Below are 13,675 nucleotides of genomic sequence, written 5' to 3' on the forward strand. Positions count from 1 at the left end.
CATGACCGCGATGACGATGGCGCAGGCACTGAACGCGGCGCTGCGGGACGCGTTGCGCGAGGACGAGCGGGTGCTGGTCTTCGGCGAGGACGTGGGCCCGCTGGGTGGGGTCTTCCGGATCACCGACGGGCTGACCAAGGAGTTCGGCGAGGATCGGTGCTTCGATACTCCGCTGGCCGAGGCGGGGATCGTCGGACTCGCCGTGGGCATGGCGATGGGCGGCTTCCGCCCGGTGGTCGAGATGCAGTTCGACGCGTTCGCCTATCCGGCGTTCGAGCAGATCGCCTCGCACGTGGCCAAGATGCGCAACCGCACCCGCGGCCAGGTGCCGCTGCCGCTGGTGATCCGTATCCCGTACGCGGGCGGCATCGGCGGCGTTGAGCACCACTGCGACTCCAGCGAGGCCTACTACGCCCACACGCCGGGCCTGAAGGTCGTCACCCCGGCGACCGTGGACGACGCGTACTGGCTGCTGCGCGACGCCATCGACGACCCCGACCCTGTGATCTTCATGGAGCCCAAGCGGCTGTACTGGTCCAAGGAGGAGGCCACTCCCGGCGAACGGCGCGCTTCGAGCTTTGGTCGAGCGGCGGTACGACGCGAGGGAAGCGACGCGACGTTGGTGGCCTACGGGCCCAGCCTCCCGGTGGCCCTCCAGGCGGCCGAGGCGGCGGCAGAGGACGGCATCTCCTTGGAAGTCGTCGACCTGCGCACGATCGTCCCGTTCGACGATGAGACCGTCGTGGCATCGGTGCGCAAGACGAGCCGCTGCGTGGTGGTGCAGGAGGCGCAGGGGTTCGCCGGAGTGGGCGCGGAGATCGCGGCGCGCGTCCAGGAACGCTGCTTCCATTCGCTGGCCGCTCCCGTACTGCGCGTCACGGGGTTCGACATCCCCTACCCGCCCCCGAAGCTCGAGCACTCGCACCTGCCGGACGTCGACCGGATCCTCGACGCGGTCGACCGTCTCCAGTTCGACGACGAGCCCGACGTCCTCCACCTGGCCCGGGAGGCATCATGACGATCGCTCCCGCACGCCAGGTATTCCGCCTCCCCGACCTCGGCGAGGGCCTGACCGAAGCCGAGATCATCGAGTGGAAGGTGGCCGTCGGCGACACGGTCGAGATCGACCAGATCGTCGTGGACGTCGAGACCGCCAAGGCGGTGGTGGAGGTCCCTGTCCCCTACGCCGGAACGGTCGTGAGGCTGCACGCGGAGACGGGCGCCGTACTGGCGGTGGGCGAACCCCTCATCGAAGTGGGCCCGGCCGCCGCGAACGCGCCGACGCCCGCCGCGGCTCCGGACATCGACCCCGCCGCGGCCCGGTACCGCGAGGAGGAACAGGCAGGCTCCGGCAACGTCCTGATCGGCTACGGCACCGGTCACACGTCCGGCCGGCGCAGGCGGCGGCGCGGCCCCTCCCGGCCCGCCGAACGAAACGCCGCCGACGACCGGAACGTTGCCAGCGACCAGACCGCCGCCGATCGGCAGGCCTCCGGCCAGACCGCCGCTGACCTGCAGGCCGCCGTGCCCAAGGCGGCCGATTTGCAGGCCTCCAGTCGGAACGCCGCAGGCCGGAACGCTGCCGTGCCCGCACCGCAGTCGTTCTCACCCGCTGTTGAAGGCAAACCGAGCCACCCGCCTCGCGTGATCTCTCCGCTCGTTCGCAGGATCGCCCGGGAGCACGGGGTGGACCTCGCCGCCGTCAGCCCCACCGGACCGCGCGGCGTGATCCTGCGCCGCGACGTCGAGCAGGCCATCGCCGACAGCCGCAAGCCGCCTGAAGCCCCCGCGACACCGCATGGCCCTCAGACAACCGAGCGCATCCCGCTGCGCGGGCTTCGCCGTGCGGTGGCCGACAAGCTGAGCCGTAGCCGCCGTGAGATTCCCGACGCCACGACCTGGGTGGACGTCGATGCCACCCGTCTACTCGAAGCAAAGAACGCGCTCCAGCAGGCTCGCCCCGACCTCGGCATCGGGCTGCTCGCCATGCTGGCCCGCATATGCGTGGACGGCCTCCGGCGCTTCCCCGAACTCAACTCCTCCGTCGACACCGACCGCTCCGAGATCGTTCGGTACGGGCACGTCAACCTCGGCTTCGCCGCGCAGACCGACCGCGGCCTGGTCGTGCCCGTGGTCCGGGACGCGCACCTGATGACGACCGCGCAGCTTGCCGCCGAACTGACCCGGCTCACGGGCCTGGCACGCTCGGGCGGGCTGTCACCCCAGGCGCTGACCGGGGGAACGTTCACGCTCAACAACTACGGCGTCTTCGGCGTGGACGGATCCACCCCGATCATCAACCATCCTGAGGCCGCACTCCTCGGTGTGGGCCGCATCATCGACCGCCCCTGGGTGGTCGAAGGCACGGTAACGGCGCGCAAGATCACGCAGCTGTCCCTCACGTTCGACCACCGGGTCTGCGACGGCGGCACCGCCGGCGGCTTCCTGCGCTACGTGGCCGACTGCGTCGAGAACCCCGCGATCCTTCTCGCCGACGCCTGACGCGCGCTGAGCATGGAGCCGATCACGTGGCGGGCTCGCGTGGCACGCCTTCGGTCTCTTGGGGGAAACCGGGCTGCGGACGGAACCTCCTCACCGGCTCAGGCGGCCTCGACCGGGGTGACGAACGCGGCGTGCACGGTTGCGGTGCGGTCGCGGTCCTTGCCGGTCTTGACCTGGTAGGCGACGGTCACCTTCGACCGGCCGATCTTGGTGACCGTGGCTTCGTAGGTGTAACGACGGTTCTTGTACATCACCTTCTGACCCACACGCAGCCCGGCGATGATCCGCTTCGACGCCTCGACCCGGGCGCGGCGCTCGGCGCGCTCCTGCTCCTTCTCGATCTCGTACGAAGCCACCATGGCCGCGATCTCTTCGTCCTTGTCGTGGCGGCGCTTGATCTGCCGCTGGCACTCCTCGGCAAGACATGGGTAGCGCTTGGCAATGGCCTCACACGCTGCGCGGTGGCGCTCGGAGGTCTGGTCCTCGTCGTAGTCGGTGCACTCATGCCGCAGATAGTTGACGATCAACCGGTCGGTCGGCACGTTGTTCGAGGCGCCGATCCGGTCGTAGGCGAAGTCGACATCTAGGGCGTGCAGCTCTGCTAGACGCTTGAGCTGGTCGTAACTGGCGTTCGTCGGAAACCAGGTAGCTATCAAAGTCGCTGACCTTTGCGGTTGCGGCGGACATAGCGAGTTCGGCGCGGCGCTTTGCGGAGCGGTGCCCGTACAGGCGGGCGCCCGATAGCGATCACGGAAGGTGTGCGCGGCGTCGGCTCGGAAGGCGACCGGTTTGGAGGTGGCCTTGCGGCGGCATTGGGAGGGCGGCCGCTTGATTGACCGCGTGCAGGGTCTGCTGCGGTGCCGCCGCCCGCTCGGGCGTCAGCAGCAGTTTCACCCGGATGCACGATTTTCACATCCGCGAAGGTAGCAATCCGCTACGACAGTTTCGCTCAACGTCACCACACTGTGGGCTGCATCACGCTCGGTGACACCGTGCGAGGCGAACGCGCTGATGGTCGTGCTGGACGCGACGGCGCTCGCGCGCCGTTTCAACTGTGGCGAAGACGAACCGATCCGTATCGTCGCCCGCGACGAGGAAAAAGGCGCAGTGACGCGCGATTCAAACGGGGAAGCGGTCCACACGGAGCACGACGACCTCGCCTTGCGGGTCGATTAGGACTCCGCGCCGAGCCAGCACCTCGGCCAGCGTCGGGCCTGTCGTGCGCACACCGGATTGCAGCTGCTCGGCCTCGTCGTGCATGCGCTGCCAGTCGGCCGGATCGGTGGCAGCATGCGTAGCGATGCGCCACCACGCGGAAAGGAAGTCATCCAGCGCCGCCAGGTTGACGACGGGCGCGTGGGTGATCGCTTCGAGCTCGGCGTCGAACGCGGCGACGTTGGCCGCAGGCAAGGCCGCGCGCACGGCGGTGAAGGTCCGCTCGATCAGCGGTCGGGGACTGTCGTGTCGCTGGACGGTCATGACGACGCCTCACCTCCTGCTGGTCACGCTCGTGCCATTCCACCTCATCGAGCAGGCGCGACAGAAGCGCGGCGTCGGCTCGGAAGGGGAGCGGGCCACACCGGGCCGGCTCGTGCGTCTCATGTGCCGGGTGGCGGCGCCGCCGACCGGGTTTCTGATTGGCCCGCCTTAAGCCGCCCACACGATGTTAAAGATGATCAACAGCTCGGCGTCGTCGTACACCCGGAACGAGAGCAGCCCGTTCTCGCCGAACTGCGTCTCGCGGAACTCCGGCTCACCGTCCGGGTAGACCGGCCAGGCATCCCAGGGAGCGTCCACCAGCCGCAGCAGACGCTCCATCAGCGCGTGATAGGCGTCCGGATCGTCCTTGAGGCCGTCGAACTGCTCCAGGGCCCGGCCGATGAGCATCGGCCGGTAGCTCACCGGGTGGCCCAGCCCGGCAGCGGTGTCAGGTCCTCGGGCCGCGCGTGCCGTGCCTGTTCGGCCGCTGTGTCGAACTCCGGGTCGCTGTAGGCGGCGGCCCGCAGCGACCACCGGTGCAGCACCTCCCGCAGCTGTTGCCACTGCCACACCTCGTGTGCCGCGTCGAGCGCGGCGCGGTACTCGGCCAGAAACTGGCCGTGCCAGCGCTCCGGCAGCAGCCGCAGGATCTCTCGCGGGTCGGCCGGGCCCGCCGGGTCCGGCTCGTGCAATGGCTGCGCGCTCATAGAAGGGAGTCTACGAGGCTGCCTCGTCCCCGTCCGCAGAACGGGCGGTCAGTGCTGGCGTCGAGCTCCCCGCATACCGAGTAGCGGTATGCGGGGAGCTCAGATGGTCACAGGTTGTGCGATCAGCTGCTGAACGTGACGGTTCCGCGGCTGACCGTGGTGCCCCGCTCACCCCAGTACGACCAGATCTGGGCGCGGTACTGGGTGTCCTCGTAGGCGGTGGCCAGGCTCCGGCACGTGGCACCGGAGGTGCCGCCGCTGCTGTAGTTGACGTTCTTGTCCGTCCAGTGGTGGGTCGGGCCGGACCCGCTGACCGGAGTCAGCTTCACCGTCACAGAACGCAGACCTTCGGTGTTGAAAGCGTGCGCGCAGAACTGGTCCGAATCGTCCTTGTAGCTGACGGTGCCGTCGCCGACGTTCTTCGAGAACGAGTTGGCCAACGCGGGCTGCGCGAGAGCAAGGCACGCCGTCGCAACGCCGGTGCCCACCACGGCGGTCCTGAGCAGCTTCTTCATGGGTCTCCTTCTACTGGAGTGGATCATTGTCCGTCCGTTGCCGATCTTGAACCACTGGGCCATTCCGGCAAAAGATCTTGAACGCACTGTTCGTCGGCTGGTCATGCGGGCGTAGGCGTTCGGCCGTTTGGGTGAACGCTCGGTGCGGGAGGTGCGACCAAAACGGTCACGCAAGATCAAGGATCTTGGTGTGATGGTGGGGTCGTTGCGCAGGAGGGACGAATCTCGATGCCGCCGTGGACTCCGCTGGGCTCGCCTCACCCATCACCGTCGGCGAGCCACACGTCGGCGATCACGGCCACGCCGAGCGGGCCGGTGATGGTGCAGTTCGGCGGCCATGAGCTGCTGGTCTGGCGGTGGGACGGATCGGCTTGGAGGCCCGAAGCGCCGGTCCTCCCGCGCGAGGACGGCTATGCCTGGCGCAACGGCTATCCGAGCTGGCATGCGTTCGCCTACTTCGACGAGGAGGCCCGCGTTCCGGTGGCCGGGTACGTCGACGGCGAGGGAACGGCCAGGTTGCAAGCCCTGGACGGCTCCGAACCCCTCGTCATCGCAGGCTCCAGGATCACCGGTGAGGTCACCGCGGTGTTCGACCCCTCGACCCGCAAGCCGATGCTCCACGGCTCGCACACCACCGTCCTGCTCGACGGCGGAGGGATCGCGTCCACCGTCGATGGGCCGACCTTCGCCACACTCGCCGCGGACCCGGTGAGCTCCCGAGTGATCGCCGTCGACTTCGACCGCGTCACCCATGAGTGGACCGGCGAGACCTGGCGCGAACTGCCGTCTCCGCTGGCAGAGGGCTACACCGACATCTCCACGCTCGCCTACTGCCCGTTCCGGCGACGAGCCGTCTGCGCGGTCGCCGATGACGAGACCGGGACGATGGACGTCAAGGTCCTGGAGGGAGACCGCTGGGTCGGCGCGCTTCGCATCCCCGCCGTTCGCTCGGGTGCCCTGCTGGCCGCCGGTGCCGGTGACGGTGCCTTCGTGCTGTTCGGCGGGCACGATTCGAGCGGCATGGCGGTGGCGGAGACGTGGTGCTCGGACGGCGGGGAGTTCCGGCGCGTCGAGGCGCCGCTCGAACTCCCGTCCGCTGACATGGCGTCGCCGGTGGTGCTGGACGGCCGCCTCGGCATCGTTCACCGGCGTGACCTCTCGGTGCGCTTCGTTGAGGCAGGACGCTGGGGCGCGTGGGCACGTCCGGCGAGCCCCGAAGTGTCGACAATGCTGGGTCTCGACACGAACTTCGCCACCGACGGCTCCGACCTGTGGCTCCTGGACGGGATGGGTGTCCTGTGGCGCAGCGGCGGTGACGAGGCGTTCCGCCGCCTGGCAGAGGACGGGCCTGGCTCGCGTCCCTCGGGGCAAGCCGCGATGACCTATGACCAGCTCCACGATCGTCTCGTTCTCGTGGGCGGGGACCGGCGGGTCGAGGGCGTCCGAGCGGCATCACGCCGGAACGACACGTGGGCGTTCACGGACGGAGGCTGGCGTCGGCTGGAGACCCAGGGCATCTCGCCGGAGGGCCCGGGAGCGGCAGCCGGAACGCCCGCCGGCGTCTACCTCTTCGTTAACGACGAGCTGTGGCGCCTGGAGGGTTCCCGGTGGACCTGCGTGGCCCGAGGTCCGGAGCGGCTCTGCGGTGACCGCGTCCTCTGGTACGAGCCGCACCGCGGGATCCTGCTGGCCGGCGCCGACAATGCGATCTGGACGGTGGTGGGAGACCAGATCGTCCACGTGACCGAACCCCCCGCCGAAGGCGTGGTGGCGCTCGACCCGTCCGCCGACCGTCTGGTCACCCTGACCGCCGGTCGACAGCCCTTCGAGCTCGCCCTGGCCGACCTTGACCTGGCCAAAGCGTCGCTCCCCGTCTCCCCCATCGAGCCGCAGACCCGCCACCAGGAACGGCCGATCACACCCCCGGCCCTCGTTCCTCCGATCGACCTCCGCGATTGGACGGAGCTGCGCCGTGACCAACAAGAGCAGAGCCTGCGGTACCTCGGACCCGAGTACGCCGACCAACTCGTGCGTTCCGAAGTGCGGCTGTCGCACGGCCCGAGCACCGGCGGACGCACCCGCATGGGTGGAGCCCCTCTCCTCGATCGAGGCACCTCGTGGCCGACCCGGAACGGCCGCCCGCTGAGCCTGCTCGCCGTCATCGACTGCGCCGAGGTGACCGCCCTGGGCGCGGTGGACCTGCCTCGCACTGGTTACCTCAACTTCTTCTACGACTTCCTCAACTTCCGTGACGAAGTCGTGAACGCGGAGCCGGGCTTCGATGGTTTCGACGGCCTGGCGCACACCCGAACCGACGGCTGGCGCGTCATCCACTCCACCTCCGCCGCCATGGAGACCGAGACCCCCGACGAGGCCCTGCTCTTCCTCGAACGCACCATGACCTGCTCCCACACCGCCTTCACCATCGGCGACGAGGAGAACGCAGGCTACTTCCCCGCCGACGACTACCCGGACGAGGACGACGACCCGGACGAGGACGACGACCCGGACGAGGACGACGACTACCCGGATGAGGGACCCAAGAGGCCCGTCCTCGAACTTCCCGCCAGCACAAGTAGCCGCCTCTACTCGCTGAGCGACGCCTGGGAGTCCCTCCCTCCTGTTGGCCGTCGCCCCGCTGGCGAGCCCCTCCACAAGATCGGCGGCTTCCCCGACTGGATCCAGGGCCCGATGTGGCACCACATCCAGATGTCCTCGAACGGCATCCCCCTGGACGGCGACGAGCCGGACCCCCGCGAGGCCGCGCTCCTCCCGTCCACACCTGAGTGGCGACTCCTCTTGCAACTCGACACCGACGACGACCTCGGGTGGCTATGGGGAGACGGAGGCCGCCTCTACTTCACCATCAGGGAGAACGACCTCAAGAAGGGCGACTTCAGCCGGACCTGGCTGTCAGCCGACTGCTACTAATGCCTGTCCGAAAAGACCGTCCAGGTGTGGACTCGGTCGGGTCGGACGATCGGGCGGCTACCCGTTCACCTTTATCACCAGTGTCTTGGCAACCTTGTCATGCAGGCATTGCTTGCGCCCGTCCCACAGGCACCAGAGCGCGTCGATGAGGCCGACACATCCGATGACCCCGCCGAGAACCTGATAGAAGGCTGACCGTCCTGCGGCCTGGCCTGAAGTTATCGGCCCCCCGTCCTCGGCACGAACGACGCGAATTCCAAGCGCCTTCTTTCCGAGAGTCTGCCCCCATTTAGCGTGCATGAGCCAGAAGTAGAAGAAGGCGATGCCGATGATGGCGAAGTTTCCCGCTCCCGGGCCTATGGAGACGAAGACGGACACATTTTCGGCGTCGGAATCCGCCTTCCCGAAGAGTCCGTCGGCGCCTACGAACGGGAGAACCGCCAGCAGGCCTACCGTGACCAGGAGAATCATGTCGATGATCGAAGCGAGGAGCCGTGCCCCTCGGCCGGCCAGTACGGCAGGAACTTCCTGGGCCACGGGCGAACCCGGCGGACCTTCGTACCCTTGATATTGGGGTGGTCGCTGGCCAATGTACGAGTCCGACGTCGGCTCATTTCCGCCCGGGTTCGACCAAGGCTGGTCTTCGGAAGCGTGATTCTGCGGCGGTTGTGTCATAGGACTTCCTTCCTTGGGGTGCGTTCGGCCGTTCAGCTGTTCAGTGCGTGGCGGCGAGAGTATGAATGGCGCCGTACGAACACCGTTATGCCGAGCGCTGCCGCAACGGCGAAGGTGCTCAAGGAAATGAGAGCCGGAGTGGTGATGGCGCTTGGCTTGGGCGGGGTGCCGATGCCGTATCGCGCGCTCGCGTTCGATCCGGTCTTTGGGCAAGTCAACTGGTAATTGCCATCGGCCTGTAGCCGCAGGAAGGAGAGGACATACCAGGTGGTGCCGTTGACGCTGAGGGAAGTCGTACCCGATGCGGGCTCAGCGGCGACCTGCTGCCCACCAGAATCGAGCGCGTGACATCGGTCGGCCGGCGAACCTTGGCTGGTGACGTAGAAGCCGGGCTGCGAATTCTGCTGCAGGCGCACGGTCACCGTCTCGCCCGCACTGAACGTGCGCTGCGGCAAGCCATCCTTCATGAGGAGGACGAGGTTAACCATGCTGTTGGCGATCCCGGCTAAGACGAGAACCACCACCACCGCGTACCAAAGCCGCCGTGGACGAAGCGAGGATAACGGGATGAGCCCGGCAGGCACCATGATCCTTAGACGCGTCACACCCGTCCTGGTTCACCTGCTACGGGCTTTTGTTCGCGAGAACGAGAGCCAGCGTGCGGCTCAGTGGGAGGACGCGGCGATCTGGACGTGGTGGCTGTCGTTGTCGGAGAGGAATGACGCCAGCTCTCGTCCCTGCTCGGCGACGGCGGTGCGGTCGGCTCGGGAGAAGCGGCGCAGCGGGGTGACGACCACGGTGCCATCCTTGACGTCCCACGTCGCGCTGACCCGGCCGTCGACCAGGACGACGCGCGCGCCGGTGACCGACAGGCCGCGGTGGGCGTCGTCGATGATCCGGCTGCGGTCGTGGTAGCCGAGGATCGCGTTGTCGAACGCCGGCAGGAACCGTACCGGGGCCGGTGTATCAGGGTCGGGACGCGGCGCGTCCGGGAGGTCCAGCAGTTCCCGGCCGCGCTCGTCGCGGAAGGCGATGAGTTCCTCGCGTACCGCGGCCACCGCGTTCGGCAGTCCGGCCAGGCCACACCAGGCTCGCAGGTCGGCTGAGGCAGCGGGGCCGAACGCGGCCAGGTAGCGCCGCACCAGCGCTTCGCCGACCGGATCGGAGCCCTCCGGGGCCGGTGGGTCGATCTCGCGTCCCAGCCAGGAGGACAGCAGGACGTTGCGTACCCCCGCTTTCGTGCGCCACAGGCCGCGCGGTGGCATCTGTACGACCGGGATGAGGCTGATCAGCATCTCACCCAGCGCCCGCGGCCCCGGCGCAGGCCAGCGCACAGCCAGCGCCCGCCCGAGCTCGCCCATCGAACGGGGCTCGTCGTCGGCCGTGATCGCCCGGCCCGCCGCCGCGAGCTCGTCGAGGTCTATCCCGGCGAGCTCACGGCGGTAGACCCCGAGCACTCGCTGGCGCAGCATGGCGTCGTGGCGGGCCCGCCAAGCCAGCGCGTCCTCAGCAGTGACGAGGTGAACGGTGCGGCGCATGAGATGCATCCGCACCACGCTTCGTTCGATCAGCAGGTCCGACAGCACCGCCGGGTTGAACGCGCGCAGCCGGGACCAAAGCCCGACGAACGGCTCCTGCGGCTCCTGCGCCTGCAAGCCGCACAGGTGCGCGACGGCATCGAGTACCGGCACGTCGGCGTGATCGAGCAGCAACTGCCGGGCGAGCGTCGCGCGGTTGAGCGAACGGGTGTCGAGAACGTTCCTCGGGGTCATGCCGCAACAGTCGCAGGGGAATAGGACAGGGAGTGTCCGCTTCCTCAGGGCAATATCGACGTCATAAGGAGTGTCCGCTTCCCCGAGGCAATATCGGCGTCATGCCGAAGACCTCAGCGCGCTGCGGCGGCGAAATGCGCGCGGTCCTGCTCGGCGGCGCTTTTCCTGATCGCGCCCGGCGAAACGCCGATGACGCGTTTGAAGGCGCGGCTGAACGCGGCCTCGGATCGGTAGCCGAGCCGGTCGGCGAGCTGGCTGACCGTTGCGCCCTCTTCCTTCAGCGCAGCCACTGCGACGTGCATTCGCCAGCGTGCGACGTAGCTCATCACCGGCTCGCCGACGAGCTCGGTGAACCGGGCGGCGAACGCCGAGCGTGACATCGCCAGCTCCTGAGCTAGTGAGGCGACGGTCCAGGGTCGCGCGGGGTCGCGATGAATGTTGGAGATGGCACGCCCGATCTGGGGATCGTGGAGGGCCCCCAGCCAGCCCCGCTGCGCGGCCGGATCACTCTGTATCCAGGCCCGGATCGCCTGGATCACGAGAATGTCCCCGAGCCGCGTGATCACGGCCTCGCCGCCGGGTCGGAGTTCGCCGGCTTCGGAGGCCATCAGCCGCAGGATGCTCTGCATCCACTCAAGCCGGGACGAGCGGGACGCCTCGATATGGATCGTGCTCGGCAGGATCTCGATGAGGTTGCCGGCGGCGGGGTGCTCGAAGCGCACGGCCCCGCAGATAAGGCTGGTGGGCGCGCCGCCCCCGCCGTGGCGAAGGATCTCGTAGCGGTCGCTGACTGGCTCACGTTCGAGGTCGAGAATATGCGGCGCGGGAGCACCCGGTTCGCTGCGCAGGGAGTGACCTTCCCCGTGCGGAACGAGCGCGAGGTCTCCGAGCTGAATCCATCCCTGCTCTCGTTCCTCGGTCTCGAGCCAGAACCGGCCCGAGGTGACCACGTGGAACCAGAGGTAGCCCGGCATCGGCGGCAGCGTCAGCCCCCAGGGCGCGGTGAGCTCGGAGCGGCAGTAATAGGCGCCGTTCATTCGCAGGAAGTGCAGTGCCTCGCCAAGGGGATCGGCCGGTGGGAACGGGTCGGGCGCTTCCATGACGACAAGCATGCATGGTCATCGTCCGATCGTCCAGAACGCTGGACGATTAATCAAGTATTCGCTCGTTCTGGTCATAGACGGTCCTAGGCCAGCCGCGTGAGTCTGGACGTATTGCATCAACCAGCGATCAACAACCAGCGATCAACGACTGGAGGACCCATGAACGACAACACCCACCACGAACCCATCCTGGTGCTCAATGGCACCGGCAAGATCGGCCGCCGGGTGGTGGAGCGCCTCACCGCACGTGGCCTGCCCGTTCGCATCGGCTCGCGCTCCGGCGAGCCCCGTTTCGACTGGGATGACCGTTCGACCTGGGAGCCGGCTCTGGACGGGGTCGGATCGGCTTACGTCTCGCACTATTGGGACGCGATTCCAGGCGCCGCGGAGATCCTGGGCCTGTTCGCCCAACTGGCCGTGGAGAACGGCGTTTCGCGTCTGGTCCTGTTGTCCGGGCGTGGTGAAGAAGAGAGCGATCGTGCAGAACGGACCGTGCGCGACTCCGGCGCCGAGCTGACGGTCTTGCGCTCGACCTGGTTCGCCCAGAACTTCAGTGAGGAGCACTGGCGGGAACAGGTCCAGAGCAACGAAGTCGCACTTCCGGCCGGAGACACGCCTGAACCGTTCGTCGATGCGGGCGACGTCGCCGATGTCGCGGTCGCGGCGCTGACCGACGATCGGCATGTCGGCGGGGTCTACGAGCTCACCGGGCCCCGGCTTCTCACGTTCGCCGATGCGGTCCTGGAAATCTCCCGGGCGGTGGGCCGCGAGATCCGCTATGTACCGGTCTCGATCGAGGACTTCGCCGCCGCCGCTGCGAAGCAGGGCGTTCCGAGCCAGGTCGTCGAATTGCTGGGCGTTCTCTTCGGTGAGGTCCTCGACGGTCGCAACGCCCACCTGGCCGACGGCGTTCAGCGCGCCCTCGGTCGCGAGCCGCGGGACTTCAGCGACTACGCACGCGACGTGGCCGCCACCGGCATCTGGGCCCCGAACGACATCCCAGCCACTTGACCACATCCCGATCGGAACGCCTACAACGGCCCACACGGGGCCGAAGGAGACCGACATGGCCAGCAGCAACACACCCCGTAGGCCCGCCAACAGAAACCAACAACGGACGGATCGCAACGCGGACATCGTGCTGTGCGCTGCTGTGATCGCCATGGGGCTGTCCGCAGGCCTCCTCTGCGCCTTCACGATCGCCGTCATGCCGGGCCTGACCGCGGCCGACGACCGGACACTCGTCGATGCGATGCAACAGATGATCGTGAAGATCGAGAATCCGGCGTTCTTCTTGATTTTCCTCGGTGCTCCGGTGCTCGCCGCAGTCGCCCTCGTTCAGACACGCCGTTCCCAGGCACGCGGTTCCCAGGCACGCGGTTCCCAGGCACGCCGCTCCGACTCGACCAGGACCGCAGGCTGGATCGTCGCCGGCCTCGCCTTCTACACGTTGACGCTCGTCGTCACCTTCACCGTCCACGTCCCGCTCAACTACGACCTGAAGGAGGCGGGTGACCCCGCTCTCATCAAGGACCTGGCCGCTGTACGCGACGACTTCGTGACCCCCTGGGTCGCCTGGGACATCGTCCGGACGCTGGCATCGATAGTGGCCTTTGGCTCCCTTACCTGGGCGCTCGTCTTGCGCGGACGCACTGGGCATGCGGAGCGGCCACAACAGACCGAGGGTCATGTGCGCAGCTAATGGCCCGGGCGTCTCGCCCGCTGCAGGCAGGGGACAGCTGTACCGCGACCGCCGCCCGTCCGCCACATCACGCCCGTGTGGGATATGCCGCTACTTGCGCGGTGTGTCCCACACGGGCGTGCTGTGGCGAGGGCATGTCGTCACGCGGGGCGCGCAATGCTCGGGAGTGTCTGAAAGATCGTGTGGGTGGGGTGGTGATCCGGAAGGCTGGGAGGTCCCAGCCGGGAAGGATCATCTGTGACCACGCACGAAGACGAGGTAGAGCAGGTCGGGGGCCTGGAGGTGCAGC

The 13,675-nt window shown here is 68.0% G+C and carries 14 protein-coding genes; 5 read left to right on the forward strand and 9 right to left on the reverse strand.

Translation table 11 applies throughout. From position 1 onward, the window contains the following. Window position 1: 1 nt before the first annotated feature. Window positions 2–1,018 carry an alpha-ketoacid dehydrogenase subunit beta gene (locus ACH34W_RS16275; protein ID WP_395961702.1) on the forward strand — a complete coding sequence of 339 codons (1,017 nt, stop codon included), beginning with the start codon at window positions 2–4 and terminating at the stop codon, window positions 1,016–1,018. Continuing rightward, the gene (locus ACH34W_RS16280; protein WP_395961703.1) at window positions 1,015–2,502 is read left to right on the forward strand and encodes a dihydrolipoamide acetyltransferase family protein; all 1,488 of its coding nucleotides are present in this window, start codon (window positions 1,015–1,017) and stop codon (window positions 2,500–2,502) included. Before ACH34W_RS16275 ends, ACH34W_RS16280 begins: the two co-directional genes overlap by 4 nt. Window positions 2,503–2,600: 98 nt before the next feature. Here the strand turns inward: ACH34W_RS16280 and ACH34W_RS16285 are convergent, their stop codons facing one another. From ACH34W_RS16285 to ACH34W_RS16305, 5 genes are all read right to left on the reverse strand, one after another. Next, entirely contained in the window at window positions 2,601–3,158 is a 558-nt protein-coding gene (locus tag ACH34W_RS16285) for a hypothetical protein (protein ID WP_395961704.1), read from the reverse strand. A 463-nt stretch (window positions 3,159–3,621) separates the two neighbouring features. Further along, window positions 3,622–3,981 (reverse strand): DUF6247 family protein, encoded by a 360-nt coding sequence (locus ACH34W_RS16290; RefSeq protein WP_395961705.1) that lies wholly within the window; start codon window positions 3,979–3,981, stop codon window positions 3,622–3,624. A gap of 168 nt (window positions 3,982–4,149) precedes the next feature. Continuing rightward, window positions 4,150–4,404 (reverse strand): hypothetical protein, encoded by a 255-nt coding sequence (locus ACH34W_RS16295; protein ID WP_395961706.1) that lies wholly within the window; start codon window positions 4,402–4,404, stop codon window positions 4,150–4,152. Next, window positions 4,401–4,688, reverse strand: coding sequence for a DUF6247 family protein (locus ACH34W_RS16300; RefSeq protein WP_395961707.1), 288 nt, complete (start codon window positions 4,686–4,688; stop codon window positions 4,401–4,403). The genes ACH34W_RS16295 and ACH34W_RS16300 overlap by 4 nt, the downstream gene beginning before the upstream one ends. Before the next feature lie 122 nt (window positions 4,689–4,810). After that, window positions 4,811–5,203 carry a hypothetical protein gene (locus ACH34W_RS16305; protein WP_395961708.1) on the reverse strand — a complete coding sequence of 131 codons (393 nt, stop codon included), beginning with the start codon at window positions 5,201–5,203 and terminating at the stop codon, window positions 4,811–4,813. Window positions 5,204–5,431: 228 nt separating this feature from the next. Here ACH34W_RS16305 and ACH34W_RS16310 point away from each other — a divergent pair, with 228 nt between their 5' ends. Next, window positions 5,432–8,134: a DUF1963 domain-containing protein gene (locus ACH34W_RS16310; RefSeq protein WP_395961709.1), complete on the forward strand. Its 2,703-nt coding sequence runs from the start codon at window positions 5,432–5,434 to the stop codon at window positions 8,132–8,134. 57 nt (window positions 8,135–8,191) lie between these two features. Here the strand turns inward: ACH34W_RS16310 and ACH34W_RS16315 are convergent, their stop codons facing one another. From ACH34W_RS16315 to ACH34W_RS16330, 4 genes are all read right to left on the reverse strand, one after another. Further along, a complete protein-coding gene (locus ACH34W_RS16315; protein WP_395961710.1) occupies window positions 8,192–8,809 on the reverse strand; it encodes an RDD family protein in 618 nt (205 codons plus the stop codon). Between the two features lie 32 nt (window positions 8,810–8,841). Continuing rightward, window positions 8,842–9,396 (reverse strand): hypothetical protein, encoded by a 555-nt coding sequence (locus ACH34W_RS16320; RefSeq protein ID WP_395961711.1) that lies wholly within the window; start codon window positions 9,394–9,396, stop codon window positions 8,842–8,844. A gap of 78 nt (window positions 9,397–9,474) precedes the next feature. Further along, window positions 9,475–10,581: a winged helix DNA-binding domain-containing protein gene (locus tag ACH34W_RS16325; RefSeq protein WP_395961712.1), complete on the reverse strand. Its 1,107-nt coding sequence runs from the start codon at window positions 10,579–10,581 to the stop codon at window positions 9,475–9,477. Window positions 10,582–10,694: 113 nt separating this feature from the next. Continuing rightward, window positions 10,695–11,681, reverse strand: coding sequence for an AraC family transcriptional regulator (locus tag ACH34W_RS16330; protein ID WP_395961713.1), 987 nt, complete (start codon window positions 11,679–11,681; stop codon window positions 10,695–10,697). Between the two features lie 162 nt (window positions 11,682–11,843). On the opposite strand from ACH34W_RS16330, the gene ACH34W_RS16335 reads away from it, so the two are divergent. Further along, window positions 11,844–12,695, forward strand: coding sequence for an NmrA family NAD(P)-binding protein (locus tag ACH34W_RS16335; protein ID WP_395961714.1), 852 nt, complete (start codon window positions 11,844–11,846; stop codon window positions 12,693–12,695). A gap of 55 nt (window positions 12,696–12,750) precedes the next feature. Further along, a complete protein-coding gene (locus ACH34W_RS16340) occupies window positions 12,751–13,386 on the forward strand; it encodes a DUF1772 domain-containing protein (RefSeq protein ID WP_395961715.1) in 636 nt (211 codons plus the stop codon). Window positions 13,387–13,675: the final 289 nt, after the last annotated feature.

The organism is Actinomadura sp. 6N118, from assembly GCF_044326415.1.
Lineage (GTDB): Bacteria > Actinomycetota > Actinomycetes > Streptosporangiales > Streptosporangiaceae > Spirillospora.